Here is an 18,029-nt window from a genome sequence, read left to right as displayed (position 1 = left end):
GCCGTCGCAATACACGCAGCGGCGAGCACAGTCGGTTGCCATCTCCTGTTACGCAGTACCATGGGGGATGGCCTTCTCATCTCCCGCGAACTCGAGCGGACGAAAGGGAGCCTAGAACAGGGTTGGTAAGCGAATGGTGAAGATGGGCCGAGGTCTTTCCTCCGCCCCTGGCAAGGACCATATTGGGCTCATGGTCGACCCTCAGAAAAAGCCACCGCGGCGCTCGCCGATCCTCGATTACTCGGACGCGTCCGAGCCGCTGCGCCCACAAGGCGGCATGGAAGAGGCGCCCGCCGCGCCCTTCGATGCGACGCCCTATGACGGCCCCATCTCCGGCTGGGCGGAGGCCATTGCCGAACAGCTCGAAGACGGCGCCGAACGGAGCGCCGATGCCGCCGACACGGCCGGCCCGGCGGCAGAGACGGGGTCCGCCCCGCAACGCAGCCGCAAGCCGAAGGCGGCCGGCGGCAAGAACGCTGCCGGCGGCAAGAGCGCAGCCGGCAGCCGCACCGCGCGCGGCACGTCCATGGGCGGCGCGGCCGACCCTGCGTCACGCGCGCGGGCCGGGCTCACGCCCGTGGCCGGCATGGATGTCTCCCTGGAGGAAGCGGCCGCCCTGCCCGAAAGCGGCGTCACGGCGACGGTCGAGGCGCTGACCCGGCTGATCAGCGAGGGCAACCCCCTCCTGAAGAACGGCGAGATCTGGGTGCCGCACCGGCCGCACCGACCCCAGAAGTCCGAAGGCGGCCGCCCGTTCAAGATCGCCTCGGACTACACGCCCAAGGGCGATCAGCCGCAGGCCATCGCCGACCTCGTCGCCGGCATAGCGGATGCGGACCAGACCCAGGTTCTGCTCGGCGTGACCGGATCGGGCAAGACCTTCACCGTCGCCAATGTGATCGAGGCGACGCAGCGCCCCGCCTTGATCCTGGCGCCGAACAAGACGCTGGCGGCGCAGCTCTACGGTGAGTTCAAGAATTTCTTCCCCGACAATGCGGTGGAGTATTTCGTTTCCTACTACGACTACTACCAGCCCGAAGCCTATGTGCCGCGGTCCGATACCTTCATCGAGAAGGAAAGTTCGATCAACGAGCAGATCGACCGGATGCGCCACTCGGCCACGCGCGCGCTGCTGGAGCGCGACGACGTCATCATCGTGGCCTCCGTCTCCTGCATCTACGGTATCGGATCGGTCGAAACCTACACGGCCATGACCTTCCAGATGACGGTCGGCGACCGCCTGGACCAGCGGCAACTGCTCGCCGATCTGGTCGCGCAGCAATACAAGCGCCGCGACATGGATTTCACGCGTGGTTCCTTCCGGGTGCGCGGCGACACGATCGAGATCTTCCCCGCCCACCTGGAAGACCGCGCCTGGCGTATCTCCCTGTTCGGCGACGAGATCGAGCGCATCGACGAGTTCGACCCGCTGACCGGGCAGAAGTCGGATTCTTTGAAGAGCGTGAAGATCTACGCCAATTCGCACTATGTGACGCCACGTCCGACGCTGCAGCAGGCGGTCAAGTCCATCAAGGAGGAGTTGCGGCACCGGCTGGTGGAGCTGAACCGCGCCGGCCGGCTCCTGGAGGCGCAGCGTCTCGAGCAGCGGGTCAATTACGATGTGGAGATGATCGAGGCGACCGGCTCCTGCAACGGCATCGAGAACTACTCCCGCTACCTGACCGGCCGCCAGCCCGGGCACCCGCCCCCGACCCTCTTCGAATACATGCCGGACAACGCGCTCGTCTTCATCGACGAGAGCCATGTGACCGTGCCGCAGATCGGCGCCATGTACCGGGGCGACTTCCGCCGCAAGGCGACCCTGGCGGAATACGGCTTCCGCCTGCCCTCCTGCATGGACAACCGGCCGCTGCGCTTCGAGGAATGGAACGCCATGCGCCCGCAGACCGTCGCCGTGTCGGCGACGCCCGGACCGTGGGAAATGGAAGAGGCGGGCGGCGTCTTTGCCGAGCAGGTCATTCGCCCGACGGGGCTCACCGATCCCCCGGTCGAGATCCGGCCGGCGCGCAGCCAGGTGGACGACCTCGTGGGCGAAATCCGCGAGACGGTGGCGAACGGCTACCGCGTCCTGTGCACCGTTCTGACCAAGCGCATGGCGGAGGACCTGACCGAGTATCTGCACGAGCAGGGCATCCGCGTCCGCTACATGCATTCCGACATCGACACGCTGGAGCGCATCGAGATCATCCGCGATCTGCGGCTCGGCACCTTCGACGTCCTGGTGGGCATCAACCTTCTGCGTGAAGGTCTGGACATACCGGAATGCGGGCTGGTGGCCATTCTGGATGCCGACAAGGAAGGCTTCCTGCGATCCGAGACATCGCTGATCCAGACCATCGGACGTGCCGCGCGCAATGTGGACGGACGTGTCATCCTCTATGCCGATGTCATGACGGGCAGCATGGAACGCGCCATTGCGGAAACCAACCGCCGGCGTGAAAAGCAGGAAGCCTACAATACCGAGCACGGCATCACGCCCGAAAGCGTGAAGGCCCGGATCGCCGACATTCTGGATTCCTATTACGAGAAGGATCACGTCCGCGTCGATGCCGGCCCGGACACGCAGGAAGGTGCCTTGGTCGGCGCCAACCTGCAGAGCCATATCGACCATCTGGAAAAGGAGATGCGGGATGCGGCCGCCGACCTCGATTTCGAGCGCGCCGCCCGCCTGCGCGACGAGATCAAGCGGCTCCAGGCCACCGAGCTTGCCATTTCCGACGATCCGCTCGCCCGCGAGGTCTTCCTGGAAGGCGATGGCGGGCGGCGGCGCGGCAAGTCGAAGGCCCCCGCCAATCCACGCTTCGGACCGCGCGGCGAGCCGCTCGCTCCACGAGGAGAGGCCAGCCTGTTCCGCAAGAATTCGCTGGACGAGATGACGGTCGGCCGGACCGAGAAGCCCCTCGGCGGACCGGCGCCGCGCAAGCCGGACGACGCCGCGCCACTGCGCCGTGAGAAGGTTGGCCTCGGCTCCTATGAGGATCCGGCCGACGAGAAGCGCCGCAAGAGGCGCCCCGGAAAGACGGGCCGCCCGGGCCGTTAGCCCGGGCTGGCTACGCCTGCCTCTAGTTGTTGGACGCCGCCGGGGCCCCCAGCGGAATGCCGAAGCCACCCGTGTCGGAGGTGCCTGGGATCGAACCATCGTTCGTCACGGCCGAACCCGACATGCTCGGCGCCGACATGCCCTGCGCGCCGACGCCGTTCTGCAGGCCGCCGGGGCCGCCGATGCCCGACACATCCGGCGCTGTCGAGGTGCCGAGGCCGACGCCGGGAAGTGCGCCCGTGCCAAGCACGTTGTCGACCTCTGCGCCGCCACCCATGGTGGAGGGTGCCATTGCATCGGGCGCCATCGTTCCGGCCGGCTGATCCTGCGCCAGCGCAGCCGAACTGACGCTCGCGACAAGGCTTGCCCCAAAGGCAAGAGCTACAAGACGATCGGCTTTCATCGGTTCATCCTTCTTGCATGCGTGGACGGGAGCCGGCACATGACCGCCGGATATCCCGTTGGATGGCATCCATTTGGGGTTCGCGAGCGCTGCGTGAAGGGGCCGCGATACAATCGGGCGTTATCAGGCACCCCCTCCACCAAAAGGACAGGGTGTTTGCCGCAATGCACCCTCACCTCGTTTTGGACGTCGCTGAGACGGTTATCCGCGCAGGCTCCCGGGTCGGCGCAGCCCCGGCGAGCGGTACATCCTACAGTGATAATAAGCGGCGCAGATCATTGTGCAACGCATATAAAATCACCGCGTTCTGCTTCGAATTAGTCACCTTTTGCACAAAACTTTTGCTTGCAAACGCCTGCTGTCGCCGTCAGAAAAGTAACGTTCGGGCAAACTCGCGAACAGGGCAATGGACGTACTGCGTATCGGGGGCGCATTCCCCGGGCAGTTTGCTGGCAAACTGCGATGTACTGGTTCCTTTTCCTCGCATCAAGACTTGCCTGCATGCCCGAAAGGGCGCCCACGACAGCATCTCAGGGAAAAGGGTTCCAGCATGGCGCAGACCGGTACGGTCAAGTTCTTCAACACCGACAAGGGTTTTGGCTTCATCAAGCCCGACAATGGCGGTGCCGATATTTTCGTTCACATTTCCGCGGTGCAGGCCTCCGGCCTCTCCGGCCTCGTCGAGAACCAGAAAGTGTCCTACGACACCGAGCCCGACAAGCGCGGCAAGGGTCCGAAGGCCGTCAATCTCGAGGCGCAGGACTGAACGACGCCTTCGGGCGACGCATGACCGGATCGGCCGGCCACCCGGCCGGTCCGCATCGATCCATCGGCATATGCGATGAGGGCGTCCTGCGCGCCTTACGCCGGCCCTTGCAGGAAGGGGTTGGTCCGGCGCTCCGCGCCGATGCGGCTTCCGGGCCCGTGGCCGCACAGGAAGCCGACCTCATCCCCCAGCGGCAGGATCTTGTCGCGGATCGTCGCCATCAGGGTCGCATGGTCGCCGCCGGGCAGGTCCGTGCGGCCGACAGAGCCGGCGAAGAGCACGTCCCCCGCATGCAGGAAACCGGCTTCGCGGTTATAGAAGACGACATGGCCGGGCGCATGGCCGGGCGCGTGGATCACCTCGAAGACATGCGTGCCGATGGCCAGGCTGTCCCCGTCGTCCAGCCAGCGATCGGGCGTGGCATTAGCAAAGGCGCCGGGTACGCCGAACATCTTGGCCTGATCCTCGATCCGCGACAGAAGCGGGGCATCGGCGGCGTGCGGGCCGATCAGTTCCACGCCCAGTGCCGCCTTCAGCGCCATAGCGCCGCCGGCATGGTCGAGATGGCCATGGGTCAGCCAGATCGCTTCGATCGTCAGGCCCAGCCGGTCAATGGCCTGCCGGATGTCCGGAACATCGCCCCCCGGATCGATCACGACGCCGCGCAGGCTGTCCGCATCGTAGAGAAGGCAGCAATTCTGCTGGAAGGGCGTGACGGGAACGATCTCGGCCGCAAGACGGGCCATGGGCACCTCCATTTCGACCGGCGCGCAGGCACCGGCCGCAAAAAGATGGGGCGGCATGCGCCGCCCCGCCAGTCCTTGAACTTTCCGTCCGGCCGGGTGCCGGACTACTCGGCCGCCATCCGCTTCGGCTGCACCTCGGCCATGTAGTCATCGACCAGCATGCGGGTGATCTCGCCCGGCGTGAAGCGATAGGGCCCGATCTCGGCAATGGGCGTGACCTCGGCCGCCGTGCCGCAGAGGAAGGCTTCGGTGAAGCCGCTCAGCTCTTCCGGCTGGATAGCGCGCACATTCACCTCGAGGCCCCGCCGCTTGGCCAGCTCGATGACGGTCCGCCGCGTGATGCCGTCCAGGAAGCAGTCCGGCGTCGGCGTGTGGATCGCGCCATCCTTGACGAAGAAGACGTTGGCCCCCGTCGCTTCCGCGACCTGGCCGCGCCAGTCCAGCATCAGGGCGTCGGCATAGCCCTTCGCCTCGGCCGCATGCTTGGAGATGGTGCAGATCATGTACAGGCCGGCGGCCTTGGAGCGCGACGGCGCCGTGCGCGGATCGGGGCGCCGATACTCCGCAATGTCGAGCCGGATGCCCTTCATGCGCTGCTCGGGATCGAAGTAGCTTGGCCACTGCCAAATCGCGATGGCGAGGTTGATGCGGTTCTTCTGCGCCGCGACACCCATGGATTCCGAGCCGCGCCAGGCGATCGGACGGACATAGGCGTCCTGGAAGCCCTGGCGCTCCAGAAGGCCGTTGCAGGCGGCATCGATCTCGTCGGCGCTGTAGGGAATGGTGAAGCCCAGGATACGACCCGACTCGATCAGCCGTTCGGTGTGTTCGCGCAACTTGAAGATGGCGCCGCCATAGGCGCGCTCACCCTCGAATACGGCGCTGGCATAATGCAGACCATGGGTCAGGACGTGGACTTTGGCATCCTTCCAATCGACGAATTCGCCATTGTACCAGATCTGCCCGTCCATTTGATCGAATGGGACGCTCATTTTTCTCCCCTCGCCCGTGCGGGCGACCTTTCTTGTCCATTGCATTGTCTGGCAAAGAGGATATCCGGTTTGCCGCGCGGCAATGCGCCTGATGATAACGCGGCCAACCGGCGTGCCGATCCTCTTGGGGATCATGATCCCATCGGATCCTAGCCGCATCGGGCTGGCATGACGAGTGTTCCAACGTTGCAGCGGAGTGTGTAACAATAACGTCCGGATATGTCAACAATGCTGACCTATTTTCGTGGATGCTATCTTGCTTGAAATGACGGAAACCACCGCCGATCCCGATGCGATCGAGCGCGAAGCCCTGCCCACTACGGGCGACGTGGATTACCGGCTGATCGAGCTGTTCTTCTTCGCCTATCGCGAGTTCACGGCCGATGCCGACGAGCTCCTGGCCGAATACGGGTTCGGCCGCGCGCATCATCGCATTCTGCATTTCGTGAACCGGGCCCCCGGCATGACCATCGCCGATCTCCTGGACCTGTTGCAGATCACCAAGCAATCGTTGTCCCGCGTGTTGCGGCAGCTTGTGGAGGATGGCTTCATCGCCATCCTGCCGGGCGACGGGGACCGGCGCCAGCGCCTCCTGTTTCCCACGCGGCGGGGCCGCGCCCTGACGCTGGCCCTGTCGCGCGCCCAGGCACGCCGCATCGATTCCGCCATGGCGGGCACCGGGCCGCGGCATTCCGGGCCGATTCACCGTTTCCTGCAGCTGATGGGCCAGGACCGCGCCGTCACGCGCGAGTGGTTCGACCGCCAGGGCATTGCCAAGGAGGACGATCAGTGAGCGACCCGTCGGACACCCCTGCCCCCGGCCGTACGCCCCCCGGCGACGATGCGCCGCACATCCTCGTCATCGACGACGACCGGCGCATCCGCAGCCTTCTGTCGCGGTTCCTGACCGAGAACGCCTTTCGCGTCTCCACCGCGGCGGACGCCGCCGAAGCACGCCGGATCCTCGGCGGGCTCGATTTCGATCTCCTCGTCGTGGACGTGATGATGCCGGGCGAAAGCGGGCTCGATCTTGTACGGGCCGTCTCCGGGCAGCGCGACACGCCCATCCTGATGCTGACTGCCCTGTCGGAGACGGAGCAGCGCATCTCCGGACTGGAGGCCGGAGCGGACGATTACCTGCCCAAGCCCTTCGACCCGCGCGAGCTTCTCCTGCGCGTCAACAATATCCTGCGCCGCGGCGCCCCGCCCCAGATCCAGAAAGTGGAGAATGTCCGCTTCGGCCCCTTCACCTTCTCCCTCTCGCGGCGGGAGCTGAAGCGCGGACCGGAAGTGATCCGTCTGACGGATCGCGAGCAGGAGATCATGGCGCAGTTCGCCAGCAATGCCGGCGATACGGTCCAGCGGCACGAGCTCCTGGGCGGCGAGGGCGAAGTCGGGGAGCGCACGGTGGACGTGCAGATCAACCGGCTGCGCCGCAAGATCGAAAGCGACCCGGCCAATCCGCTTTGGCTGCAGACGGTGCGCGGCATCGGCTACCGGCTGAACGTCGATTGAAGACGCCCGGCCTCACCGCACTCAGGCGGCTCGGGCCGGTGCTCGGCGGCTTACGCGCGCGGCTGGGGGAGCGGCTGGGGGATCGGCTCGGGCAGCGTCCTGGGCGGCTTTCGAAAGTACCACGGCTGCGCAGCCTGCCCGGCATGCGCTGGCTCTCACGGCGCACGCCCAAGGGCCTTTATGCGCGCTCGCTCATCATCATCATCGCCCCCATGGTGCTGCTGCAGGCCGTCGTCGCCTCGGTCTTCATGGAGCGGCACTGGGCGACGGTAACGCAGCGCCTGTCGGCGGCGGTCGTCCAGGACATCGCCGCGGTGATCGAGGTCATCGAGACCTTTCCGGGGAACGGCGATTTCACCGAAATCACCCGGATCGCCCGCGACACGCTCGACCTCAACATCCTGGTCCTGCCGCCCGAGCCCCTGCCACCGGCCGCACCGCGCCCCTTCTTCAACATTCTGGACGGCGTCCTGTCGGAAGAGATCACGGCCAAGATCGGCCGTCCCTTCTGGATCGATACGGTGGGCGATTCGCGCCTGGTCGAAATTCGCATCCAGCTCGAAAACCACATGCTGCGCGTCTTCGCGCGCCGCAACTCCGCCTATGCGTCCAACACGCATATCTTCATTGCCTGGATGGTCGGCACCTCGCTCGTCCTGATCCTCATCGCGGTCCTGTTCCTGCGCAACCAGATCCGGCCGATCCAGCAACTGGCGGCGGCCGCCGAGGGCTTCGGGCGCGGGCAGTCCCTGCCACCGGACTTCCGCCTGCGCGGCGCATCGGAGGTGCGCAAGGCCGCCCTCGCCTTCATCCAGATGCGGGACCGGATCGAGCGGCAGATCGAGCAGCGCACGCAGATGCTGAACGGCGTCAGCCACGATCTGCGCACCGTCCTGACGCGCTTCCGGCTGCAGCTCACCTTCTTCTCGGACAGCGAGGACCGGCGCGAGCTGGAATCCGACATTTCGGAAATGCAGCGCATGCTGGAAGGCTATCTGGCCTTCGCGCGGGGCGAGGCGGGCGAGGATGTCGGCGTTCTCGACCTGGAGACGGTTTTCGACCGCTTCCGATCCGAGGCGCAGATGAAGGGCAAGAACCTGACCGCGGCTGTGCTGGGCGACCCGACCATCCTCGTGCGGCCGGACGGCTTCACCCGCGCCATCTCGAACCTCGTCTCCAATGCGCTGCGCCATGCGCAGACCGTGGAACTGACGGCCCGTCACGAGGGCCGCTGGCTGACCGTGACGGTGGAGGATGACGGGCCCGGCATTCCGCCCGATGCGCGCGAAGAGGCTTTCAAGCCCTTCGTGCGGCTGGACAGCGCCCGCAACATGGATGATGGCGGCACGGGCCTCGGCCTCTCCATCGCCCGGGATATCGCCCGCAGCCACGGCGGCGACATCCTGCTCACCGAATCGACCCTGGGGGGCCTGCGCGCCGTGATCCGTATTCCGGCCTGACGCGCCGGCCGCAGCCATCCGCCGTCAGAACAGGCGGCCGCCATTCGGCACATCCTGGGTGACGGAGGCCAGGACGACGTTCCCTTCCGCATCCGGGAAGCCGAGCGTCAGGACCTCGGAGCGCATCGGCCCGATCTGGCGGGGCGGGAAGTTCACCACGGCCATGACCTGCCGGCCGACCAGTTCATCCAGGCTGTGGCGCACCGTGATCTGCGCGGAGGATTTGCGCGTGCCGATCTGCGGCCCAAAATCGATGACCAGGCGGAAGGCCGGCTTGCGTGCCTCCGGGAAGGGCTCGGCGGACACGATCGTCCCGACCCGGATGTCGACTTTCATGAAGTCGTCATAGCCGATCTGAGGGGCGATATCGGTATGGTCCTGGCTCGCCATGGTGGATCAATCCTTTGAAAGCTCGGTCGCGCGATCGGCCGCCGCGGCAACTGCCTTCGCCATCAGGGCGGACAGTCCGTCATCGGCCATGAGGACTTCCAGCGCCGCAGCCGTGGTGCCGTTGGGCGAGGTCACGTTCCGGCGCAGCGTGTCGGGCGAATCTTGCGAGCGGATCATCAATTCGCCGGCACCCGCCACGGTCTGGCGCGCCAGCCGCATGGCAAGCTGCGGGTCGAGGCCGAGCTTCTCCCCTGCCTGTGCCAGCGCTTCCGCCATCAGGAAGACATAGGCCGGGCCGGAGCCGGACAGGCCGGTTACCCAATCGATCTGCCGCTCCTCGGGTACCCATTCGACGCCGCCCGTCGCCGCCAGCAGCGTGTCTGCGACGGCGCGCTGCCGGGCTCCCACCCGGGGGTTGGCAAAGGCGCCGGTCACGCCGCGGCCGATCATGGCCGGCGTGTTCGGCATGGCGCGGACGATGGCGTGAGGGCCGAGCAACCGCTCCATGAAGGCGACCGGCTTGCCTGCGGCCACGGAGATCACGACGCTGCTTGAATCGAGCACCGGGGCAAGGCCGGGCAGGACGGCCTCCATCACCTGCGGCTTCACGGCAATGACAAGGGCGTCGACGCGGCCGGCGGGCGCGCCGGCGACATGCCGCACGCCGGCGTCCAGCAGCGGCTGCAGGGCTGCGCCGGGCTTGGGGTCGCAGACCGTCAGCCGCGCGGCATCCAGTCCTCCGGCCAGCCAGCCGCGCGCCATGGCCGCCCCCATATTGCCACCGCCGATCAGGAGGATCGTGTCGATATCGGAGAAAGCGGCCATGTCGATGCCTTTGCGATTGTGGCTGTGGCGTTCAGGAGAATGCGCGTTCAGGCGTTGCCGACCGTTTCGAACAGCGTGTCGGACAGCGCCTCCTCCGCCGGCTTGTTCGCCCAGACGACGAACTGGAAGGCCTGAAAATAGCGGTCGCAACATTCGAGCGCGATCACCAGCATGCGCTCGACCTGCGCGCCGGTGGGCTCCGCGCCACCGCACAGGAGCTGCGCGTGCCGGAACATGATGGCGTTCTCGCTGGCCCACAGGTCGAAATGGCCGACCAGCATCTTCTCGTTCACGGCGCAAAGCAGCCGATGCACCTCAGCCAGGCGCCGCTCGGGCACCTTGAGCTCGAAGGCGCAGCCCAGATGCAGGGCCTCGCAATCCTCTACCCAGGAGAAGGACACCGAGTAGTCCGCCCATTGCCCGGCGACGCTCATGGAGATTTCGTCATCGCACAGCCGTTCGAACGACCAGTCCCGATCGGCGGCGACCAGTTCGATCACATCCACCGGGTGCGACTGCCGCACGAATTCCAACTCACCAAACCGCATGACGATGATCTGCCCCAACCCCGGTGCCGAACGGCAATGCCAAACCGAATCAGCCTTTAGAATCAGTGTATAGGGCGGGAGTCCGGACACCAGAGGGGAAACCGGATTTTAACGTTTCCATGCTGGCGCGCGGCAACGCCGCGCAACCGGGGACGGAGTCAAGCGACTCCACGATAAGGTTTTTTCAGCTTTTCCACCGCGGTGCGAAGGTCGTGGATAAGTCCTCGGCACCCTGTGGAAAACGTCTGGACAACCGGTCAGAGCGTCGGCGCGGCCGGGCTCGGTGTGTCGGCATCGCCCGGCGCGGCGGGATCTGTCCGCCCCAGTTGCACCTCGAGCGCGGCGATGCGGCGCTTCAGCTCCTCGTTCTCGGTGCGGGCCCGCACCGCCATGTCGCGGACGGCTTCGAACTCCTCGCGCTGCACGAGTTCGAGCTGGTTGATCAGCCGCTCGACCTGCGAGCGCACGACGGTCTCGACCTCGCGGCGCACGCCCTGGGCCGCGCCGGCCGTATCGGTGAACACTTTCGAGAACTCGTCGAGAATGCGGTTGGGGCCTCTGGTCGTCATCGTCCGCGTCTCCTGTCTTCAAGGACCTTTGAGGTAGGTGATGGCAGCCGCCTTGGCAATGGCGCCGGAGGGCCGCCGATGCCGGGCCGCTTGACCCTGCGCCGGCATCGGGACACACCTGCCCCTTCAGAGCGATCAACAGGACATGCCATGCCGACCCTGCCCTATCTCAGCGTCCTGACCTATCCGCAGATCGACCCCGTCTTCCTGCAAGTTGGGCCCATCGCCCTTCGCTGGTACGGGCTGGCCTATGTGGCCGGCATTCTCTGCGGCTGGCTCTACGGCCGCTCGCTGGTGTCCAACGGGCGTCTGTGGCCCGGAGGAAAGGCGCCGCTGACGCGGGAGGATATCGACGATTTCATCGTCTGGATCACCATCGGCATCGTGGCCGGCGGGCGCATCGGCCATATCCTCTTCTACGATTTCGCGCGCATCGCGGACGATCCCCTGTCGGCGCTGCGCGTCTGGGAAGGCGGAATGTCCTTCCATGGCGGGCTGATCGGCGTCACCCTGGCCATGGTGCTCTTCGCGCGCAGCCGTAAGGTCGCCATGTTCAGCCTGATCGACGTCGTCGCCGCGTCCGTGCCCTTCGGCCTGTTCTTCGGGCGCATCGCCAATTTCATCAATGGTGAGTTGTGGGGCGCCCCGACGAGCGTCGCCTGGGCCATGGTCTTTCCCTATGCCGGGCCCGAGCCGCGCCACCCGAGCCAGCTCTACGAAGCGCTGCTGGAGGGTGTCGTGATCTTCCTGGTGCTACGCCTTCTCACCCACCGGTTCGGGGCCCTCGGGCGGCCGCGCCTGACCAGCGGCACCTTCATCCTGCTCTACGGGCTGGCGCGCATCTTCGTGGAGTTCTTCCGCATGCCCGATCCGCAGCTCGGCTACCTCCTGGGCACGAGCTGGCTGACCATGGGCATGATCCTGTCCCTGCCGATGGTCGTCATCGGCATCTGGGCCATTCTGACCGCGCGCCCCATGCGGCAGGCGCAGGCGTGAGCACGCTGGAGCGGCGCATCCGGGAGCGTATCGCCGCCGAAGGCCCGCTCCCGCTCGACGCCTTCTGGAACATGGCCCTGTTCGATCCGGATGGCGGCTACTACACGACGCGGCAGGATCCGATCGGCGCGGCGGGCGATTTCACCACCGCGCCGGAGATCAGCCAGATGTTCGGCGAGCTTCTCGCCGCCTGGACGCTGGCGGCCTGGCGGGCGCTCGGCGCGCCCGACCCCGTTGCGCTGGTGGAGATCGGGCCGGGCCGCGGCACGCTCATGGACGATATGCTGCGCACCCTGCGCCGCCTGGATCCGGCCTTCCTGCGCGCCGCCCGGATCCATCTGGTGGAGGTGAGCGACAGGCTGCGCCGGATCCAGGCCACGCGCCTGGCGCCGCACGATCTGCCCCTTCATCATGTGCCGAGGCTCGACCGGGTGCCCGCCATGCCGCTCATTTCGGTGGCGAACGAATTGTTCGATGCCATCGCCATCCGCCAGTTCCGCCTGGCCGGCGCGCTCTGGCGGGAACGCCGGATCGGAACGGCGCCGGACGGAACGCTTCTCTGGCTGGACGGTCCGCCGGTGGACGGCACGATGCTGCCGCTGCCGCCGGGGGTGGAGCCGGCCGAAGGGGACATCTTCGAATGGTCCCCGGCGCGTGAGGCCCTGGCGCTTGCGCTCGGCCGGCGCATCGCTGCGCATGGAGGCGCGGCCCTGTTCCTCGATTACGGCCACGCGCGGAGCGCCTTCGGCGATACGCTCCAGGCCCTGCGCAACCATGCCTATGCCGATCCGCTGCAGGCCGTCGGCCGGCAGGACCTCACCTCGCATGTGGATTTTGCGCGGCTTGCAGAGGCATTGGGCGCGGGCGGCGCAATTGCCTCGCCCGTCATGGCGCAGGGTCCGTTTCTCCTGGCCCTCGGCCTTGCCGAGCGAGCCGGCGCGCTCGGAGCGCAGCGCGACGCGGCCGGGCGGGCTTCGATCACCGCGGCCGCCCATCGCCTGGCGGGCGATCGGCCGGGCGAAATGGGGCAGCTCTTCAAGGTTCTGGCCGCCTCATCGCGGCCCATTGCCCTGCCGCCCTTCGATTGACTTCGGCAGCCCGCTCCACCACCATTCGCGCCATGTGGGACATGCATTCCGAATCCATACCAGAGCTTGCCGAAGCCGATGTGGTGAACGCCGCGTCGCTCAGTGCCATAGAGGGCCTGCGCCACGGTTTCTTCACCCGGCGGGGCGGCATATCGGAGGGTCTCTATGCGGGGCTGAACGCCGGCATCGGCTCGCAGGACGACCCCGGACGCGTGCGCGCCAACCGGCGCGCGGCGGTGCGCTATCTTGGCATCGACGCCGAAGGGCCGCAGACGCCCTGGCAGGTCCACTCGCCCGACGTCGCCGTGATCGATCAGCCCTTTTCGGGCGAACGCCCGAAGGCCGATGCCGTGGTGACGGGCCGGCGCGGACTGCCGATCGGCGTCGTCACGGCGGATTGCGGCCCCATTCTCTTTGCCGATCGGCGGGGGCGCGCCGTGGGCGCCGCCCATGCCGGCTGGAAGGGCGCGCTGACCGGCGTGCTGGAGGCGACCATCGAGGCCATGGAGGGCCTCGGGGCGGAACGGGCCGACATGGTGGCTGCACTCGGCCCCTGCATCACCCAGGCCCATTACGAGGTCGGCACCGACCGGCGCGACGAAATCGTGGCGCTCGACGCCCGGGCCGAGCGCTTCTTTGCGACGGGCCGGCCCGGCAAATGGCAGTTCGACCTGCCCGGCTACATCGTCGACCGGCTGGGCCGTGCCGGCGTTGCAGCCTCCTTTGTCGGGCGCTGCACCTATGGTGAACCCGACACCTTCTTTTCCTTCCGGCGCACCACGCATCGCAGCGAGCCCGATTACGGGCGGCAGCTTTCCGCGATCATGCTGGACCCCCTGAATTAAAGGATCCACCCGATGCCCCATTTCGCACCGGACGAGTATGCTGCGCGCCTGAACCGCCTGACGGCGGAGATGGCCGAGCAGAAGCTCGACGCCATGCTGCTCTTCGCGCAGGACTCCATGTACTGGCTGACGGGCTACGACACGTTCGGCTTCTGCTTCTTCCAATGCCTGATCGTGAAGTCGGATGGCGAGATGCGCCTGCTCACGCGCTCGGCCGATCTGCGCCAGGCGCAGGCAACGTCCAACATCGGCAACATCGTCCTGTGGCGGGACCGCGCCGGCGCCGATCCGGCGATCGACCTGCGCGATCTGTGCGACGATATGGGGCTTCTGGGCACCCGGATCGGCGTCGAATATGCCACGCATGGCCTGACGGCGGCCAATGGCCGGCTGGTCCAGGAAAAGCTCGGCTCCTTCGCCACGCTGAAGGACGCATCCGATCTCGTCCCGGCGCTGCGCCTCATCAAGAGCCCGGCGGAGATCCTGCATGTGCGGGAGGCCGCGCGCCTGGCGGACGATGCGTATGAGGCCATGCTGCCCCTGGTGCGCGAGGGCGCCGACGAGGGCGAGCTCCTGGCCGTGCTGCAGGGCGAGATCCTGCGCCAGGGCGGCGACTACCCGGCCAACCCCTTCATCATCGGGTCTGGCGCGGACGCGCTTCTGTGCCGCTACAAGTCCGGCCGCCGCAAGCTCGCCGCGCAGGATCAACTGACCATCGAATGGGCCGGCGTCCATGCGCAGTACCATGCGGCGCTGATGCGAACCCTCATCGTCGGCAGCCCCCTGATGCGCCACGAGGAGCTGCACAAGGCAGCCTACGAGGCGTTGATGGCCGTGGAAGAGGCCATGCGCCCCGGCCATACGTTCGGCGACGTGTTCGACGCCCATGCCCGGGTGATGGAGGAGCACGACCTCGTCCGCCACCGGCTGACCGCCTGCGGCTACTCCCTCGGCGCCCGCTTCGCGCCTTCCTGGATGGACCCGCAAATGTTCTATTCCGGCAATGCCGAGCCGATCCTGCCGAACATGACGCTCTTTGCGCACATGATCATCATGGATTCCGATTCCGGAACCGCCATGTGCCTCGGCCGAACCTACCTCACCGGCGACGGCGCCCCCGAACCGCTCTCCCGCCTGCCGCTGGAGCTCGCCGTTGCGGGATGAGGCGGCGGGCGGCGCAAAGCCGCCCATCCCCCCGGGACTCGGAAATCCTTGAAACGTGTCGCGATTCTGCTTAGAGGCTGCGCATCGGACGGGAGGGCCCGTTTCGTCCCATTTCATCGGTTGCGAGCAGGAACGGTATGAAACTCTTCGTCGGCAACTCCAATCCCGTTCTGGCGCAATCCATCGCCCGTTACCTCGACCTGCCGCTCGGACGGGCCACCGTGCGTCGCTTCGCGGATCAGGAAATCTTCGTCGAAATCCAGGAGAATGTGCGCGGCGAGGATGTCTTCATCATCCAGTCGACCTCCTACCCGGCCAACGATCACCTGATGGAACTGCTCATCATGATCGACGCCATGCGGCGCGCCTCGGCGCGGCGCATCACGGCCGTGCTGCCCTATTTTGGCTATGCCCGTCAGGATCGCAAAGCCGGCGGACGCACCCCCATTTCGGCCAAGCTGGTGGCCAACCTCATCACAGAGGCCGGGGCCGACAGGGTCATGACGATGGATCTGCATGCCGGGCAGATCCAGGGCTTCTTCGATATCCCGACCGACAATCTCTTTGCCGTGCCGCTCATCGCGCGGGACATCAAGGAGCATCTGGACCTCGACAACGTCATGGTCGTGTCGCCCGATGTCGGCGGCGTGGTCCGGGCACGCTCGCTCGCCAAGCGGCTGGATGCGCTCCTGGCCATCGTCGACAAGCGGCGCGAGAAGCCGGGCGAATCCGAGGTCATGAACATCATCGGCGATGTCGATGGCCGCCATTGCATCCTGATCGACGACATCATCGATTCCGGCGGCACGCTGTGCAACGCCGCCGACGCGCTCATGGCCCATGGCGCCAAGAGCGTGCGCGCCTACATCACGCACGGCGTCCTGTCGGGCGGGGCCGTGCCGCGCATCGTCAATTCCAACCTGGAAGAGCTCGTCATCTCCGACTCGATCCAGCCGACCACCGCCATCCGCGAAGCGCGCAACATCCGCGTGGTGACGGCGGCCAACCTTCTGGCCGAAGCCATCGCGCGCACCGCGACGGAACAGTCCGTCTCCAGCCTGTTCGACTGAGCGACCGGGCGCTTGCGTCTCAGTCGCGCGGTGGCGCCAGCGCACCGTCGATCTCCCGCGCGCGGACGGCGGCGGGACGCGCCATGAGCGGGTCGGCATAGGCCTCGAAGGCGGGCCGTTTTTCGATCCGGCCGGACATCATGCCCCAGCTCAACTGGGCGCCGACATAGAGATCGGCCACACTGAACCTGTCGCCGGCCAGATATTGCCGCCCCGATACCGCGCCTTCGATCGTGGACAGGACATCCTCGTAGCTGCCGTAGCCGAGCATCCGGCTGTGCTCGGGCGCGGCGACAAAGCCGAGGGCGCGGTTGGTGACGGCCTGTTCCAGCGGGCCGGCCGCAAAGAACAGCCAGCGGTAATAGGAACCGCGCGCCGGGCTGGTGACATCGGGCGCAAGCCCGGCCTCAGGGAAGGCATCGGCAAGATAGGCGCAGATGGCGGCGCATTCGGTAACGATCGTCTCGCCATGCCGGATGGCCGGCACCTTCCCCATGGGATTGATGACGCGATAGGCCGTCGACTTCATGCCGGAGGCGCCATAATCGACGAGCTCGGTGTCGTAGGGGACGCCCGCCTCCTCCAGCATCCACCGCACGATGCGCCCGCGGGACATGGGATTGGTGTAGAAGGTCAGATCGGCCATGCTCTCATCCTCGCGCTTGCCGCATGGCGCGTGTTCTACCACGCCGGCGTGACGGCCAGAAGCGCGGGCCGGCCCAAGCTTGAAAAAGCGGGTCGCCTCGGCTATAGGCACGCCATCCGCGCAGACACCCTTGGAGGCAGCGCGGAGTGAAGCGCTCCCCGCAGCGGCCGATGGTTTTCCTCAGGCCGGCGCGTCGGCGCTTTTCGTCGTTTGTGCGCCATCGGGGCGCTGAACGGCTTCTCCTGTACGAAGCAAAGGACTTTGCCATGAGCGAGAGCTATACGTTCAAGGCCGAGGCGCGCGAGAAGGTCGGCAAGGGGGCCGCCCGTGAACTTCGCCGCAACGGACTGGTGCCCGCCGTCATCTATGGTGACAAGCAGCCTCCCCTGCCGATCGCGATTCCCTACAAGGAAACCTTCCTGCGCCTGCATAGCGGCGGCTTCCTGACGACCGTCGCGACGGTCGAGGTCGGCGGCCAGTCGATCCAGGTCCTGCCGAAGGATTATCAGCTCGACGTCGTCAAGGACACGCTGACGCATGTGGACTTCCTGCGCGTTTCCGCGCGGTCCATCGTGACGGTCCGCGTGCCGGTGCACTTCGTCAACGAGGACGAGGCTCCCGGCCTGAAGGGCAAGGACGGCGTCCTGAACGTCGTTCAGCACGATGTCGGCGTGAATGCGCCGGCCACCAGCATCCCGGACGCGATCACCATCGACCTGACGGGTCTCGACATCGGTGATTCCGTCCACGCCTCGCAGCTCACCCTGCCCAAGGGCGTGACGCTGGCCGACGATGCCGACCAGGCCATCGCCTCCATCACGCCGCCGGTCTCCGACGTCGAGGACGAAGACGGCGCCGAGGTCGAGGCCGCGGACGACGAAGCCAAGGAAGACTGATCCCTCGCCCTTTCGGGCGGACGGATCCATGTCGCAAAGCGGAGGCCGG

19 protein-coding genes are annotated in these 18,029 nt (G+C 66.7%); 11 read left to right on the top strand and 8 right to left on the bottom strand.

The features are described 5' to 3' along the window. Positions 1–277 precede the first annotated feature (277 nt). Entirely contained in the window at positions 278–3,061 is a 2,784-nt protein-coding gene (gene uvrB / locus AUL30_RS18420; protein WP_062229418.1) for an excinuclease ABC subunit UvrB, read from the top strand. A 22-nt stretch (positions 3,062–3,083) separates the two neighbouring features. Here uvrB and AUL30_RS18415 read toward each other — a convergent pair whose 3' ends face one another. Then, entirely contained in the window at positions 3,084–3,464 is a 381-nt protein-coding gene (locus AUL30_RS18415) for a hypothetical protein (RefSeq protein WP_062229364.1), read from the bottom strand. Between the two features lie 550 nt (positions 3,465–4,014). Here AUL30_RS18415 and AUL30_RS18410 point away from each other — a divergent pair. Continuing rightward, the gene (locus AUL30_RS18410) at positions 4,015–4,230 is read left to right on the top strand and encodes a cold-shock protein (protein ID WP_062229363.1); all 216 of its coding nucleotides are present in this window, start codon (positions 4,015–4,017) and stop codon (positions 4,228–4,230) included. A gap of 95 nt (positions 4,231–4,325) precedes the next feature. Here the strand turns inward: AUL30_RS18410 and AUL30_RS18405 are convergent, their stop codons facing one another. Together AUL30_RS18405 and AUL30_RS18400 are read right to left on the bottom strand one after the other, a co-directional pair. Further along, on the bottom strand, positions 4,326–4,976 hold the full coding sequence (locus tag AUL30_RS18405) for an MBL fold metallo-hydrolase (RefSeq protein WP_062229417.1): 651 nt from the start codon (positions 4,974–4,976) through the stop codon (positions 4,326–4,328). Positions 4,977–5,080: 104 nt separating this feature from the next. Then, positions 5,081–5,968: a branched-chain amino acid aminotransferase gene (locus tag AUL30_RS18400; RefSeq protein ID WP_062229362.1), complete on the bottom strand. Its 888-nt coding sequence runs from the start codon at positions 5,966–5,968 to the stop codon at positions 5,081–5,083. 265 nt (positions 5,969–6,233) lie between these two features. On the opposite strand from AUL30_RS18400, the gene AUL30_RS18395 reads away from it, so the two are divergent. From AUL30_RS18395 to AUL30_RS18385, 3 genes are all read left to right on the top strand, one after another. Then, positions 6,234–6,761 carry a MarR family winged helix-turn-helix transcriptional regulator gene (locus AUL30_RS18395; RefSeq protein WP_157070315.1) on the top strand — a complete coding sequence of 176 codons (528 nt, stop codon included), beginning with the start codon at positions 6,234–6,236 and terminating at the stop codon, positions 6,759–6,761. Then, on the top strand, positions 6,758–7,483 hold the full coding sequence (locus tag AUL30_RS18390; protein ID WP_062229360.1) for a response regulator: 726 nt from the start codon (positions 6,758–6,760) through the stop codon (positions 7,481–7,483). The genes AUL30_RS18395 and AUL30_RS18390 overlap by 4 nt, the downstream gene beginning before the upstream one ends. A gap of 143 nt (positions 7,484–7,626) precedes the next feature. After that, the gene (locus tag AUL30_RS18385) at positions 7,627–8,943 is read left to right on the top strand and encodes an ATP-binding protein (RefSeq protein ID WP_062229359.1); all 1,317 of its coding nucleotides are present in this window, start codon (positions 7,627–7,629) and stop codon (positions 8,941–8,943) included. Positions 8,944–8,967: 24 nt separating this feature from the next. On the opposite strand, the gene AUL30_RS18380 is transcribed toward AUL30_RS18385, so the two are convergent. The 4 genes from AUL30_RS18380 to AUL30_RS18365 form a co-directional block, all read right to left on the bottom strand. After that, on the bottom strand, positions 8,968–9,333 hold the full coding sequence (locus AUL30_RS18380) for a tRNA-binding protein (RefSeq protein WP_062229358.1): 366 nt from the start codon (positions 9,331–9,333) through the stop codon (positions 8,968–8,970). 6 nt (positions 9,334–9,339) lie between these two features. Continuing rightward, the gene (gene proC / locus AUL30_RS18375) at positions 9,340–10,158 is read right to left on the bottom strand and encodes a pyrroline-5-carboxylate reductase (protein ID WP_062229357.1); all 819 of its coding nucleotides are present in this window, start codon (positions 10,156–10,158) and stop codon (positions 9,340–9,342) included. Positions 10,159–10,205: 47 nt separating this feature from the next. Continuing rightward, complete coding sequence (locus tag AUL30_RS18370) at positions 10,206–10,706, bottom strand: type III secretion system chaperone family protein (protein WP_062229416.1); 501 nt, start codon at positions 10,704–10,706, stop codon at positions 10,206–10,208. 257 nt (positions 10,707–10,963) lie between these two features. Then, a complete protein-coding gene (locus tag AUL30_RS18365) occupies positions 10,964–11,275 on the bottom strand; it encodes an accessory factor UbiK family protein (RefSeq protein ID WP_062229356.1) in 312 nt (103 codons plus the stop codon). A gap of 150 nt (positions 11,276–11,425) precedes the next feature. Here AUL30_RS18365 and lgt point away from each other — a divergent pair, with 150 nt between their 5' ends. The 5 genes from lgt (at position 11,426) to AUL30_RS18340 (ending at position 16,438) form a co-directional block, all read left to right on the top strand. Continuing rightward, positions 11,426–12,271 (top strand): prolipoprotein diacylglyceryl transferase, encoded by an 846-nt coding sequence (lgt, locus tag AUL30_RS18360; RefSeq protein WP_062229355.1) that lies wholly within the window; start codon positions 11,426–11,428, stop codon positions 12,269–12,271. Next, the gene (locus AUL30_RS18355) at positions 12,268–13,359 is read left to right on the top strand and encodes a class I SAM-dependent methyltransferase (protein ID WP_062229354.1); all 1,092 of its coding nucleotides are present in this window, start codon (positions 12,268–12,270) and stop codon (positions 13,357–13,359) included. Before lgt ends, AUL30_RS18355 begins: the two co-directional genes overlap by 4 nt. Before the next feature lie 41 nt (positions 13,360–13,400). Beyond that, positions 13,401–14,204, top strand: coding sequence for a peptidoglycan editing factor PgeF (pgeF, locus tag AUL30_RS18350; RefSeq protein ID WP_062229415.1), 804 nt, complete (start codon positions 13,401–13,403; stop codon positions 14,202–14,204). A gap of 12 nt (positions 14,205–14,216) precedes the next feature. Continuing rightward, positions 14,217–15,368, top strand: coding sequence for a M24 family metallopeptidase (locus AUL30_RS18345; protein WP_062229353.1), 1,152 nt, complete (start codon positions 14,217–14,219; stop codon positions 15,366–15,368). A 137-nt stretch (positions 15,369–15,505) separates the two neighbouring features. Beyond that, positions 15,506–16,438: a ribose-phosphate pyrophosphokinase gene (locus AUL30_RS18340; RefSeq protein WP_062229352.1), complete on the top strand. Its 933-nt coding sequence runs from the start codon at positions 15,506–15,508 to the stop codon at positions 16,436–16,438. A 19-nt stretch (positions 16,439–16,457) separates the two neighbouring features. Here AUL30_RS18340 and AUL30_RS18335 read toward each other — a convergent pair whose 3' ends face one another. Then, on the bottom strand, positions 16,458–17,084 hold the full coding sequence (locus AUL30_RS18335; RefSeq protein WP_062229351.1) for a glutathione S-transferase family protein: 627 nt from the start codon (positions 17,082–17,084) through the stop codon (positions 16,458–16,460). Between the two features lie 266 nt (positions 17,085–17,350). Between AUL30_RS18335 and AUL30_RS18330 the strand changes: the two genes are divergently transcribed. Beyond that, positions 17,351–17,980, top strand: a complete 630-nt coding sequence (locus tag AUL30_RS18330; RefSeq protein WP_062229350.1) for a 50S ribosomal protein L25/general stress protein Ctc — start codon at positions 17,351–17,353, stop codon at positions 17,978–17,980. Positions 17,981–18,029: the final 49 nt, after the last annotated feature.

Origin of the sequence: Aureimonas frigidaquae (genome assembly GCF_001463905.1) — a bacterium.
GTDB classification, from domain to species: Bacteria; Pseudomonadota; Alphaproteobacteria; order Rhizobiales; family Rhizobiaceae; genus Aureimonas; species Aureimonas frigidaquae.
The sequence above is the reverse complement of the archived record's forward strand: the minus strand, read 5'-3'. Positions and strand labels throughout refer to the sequence as shown.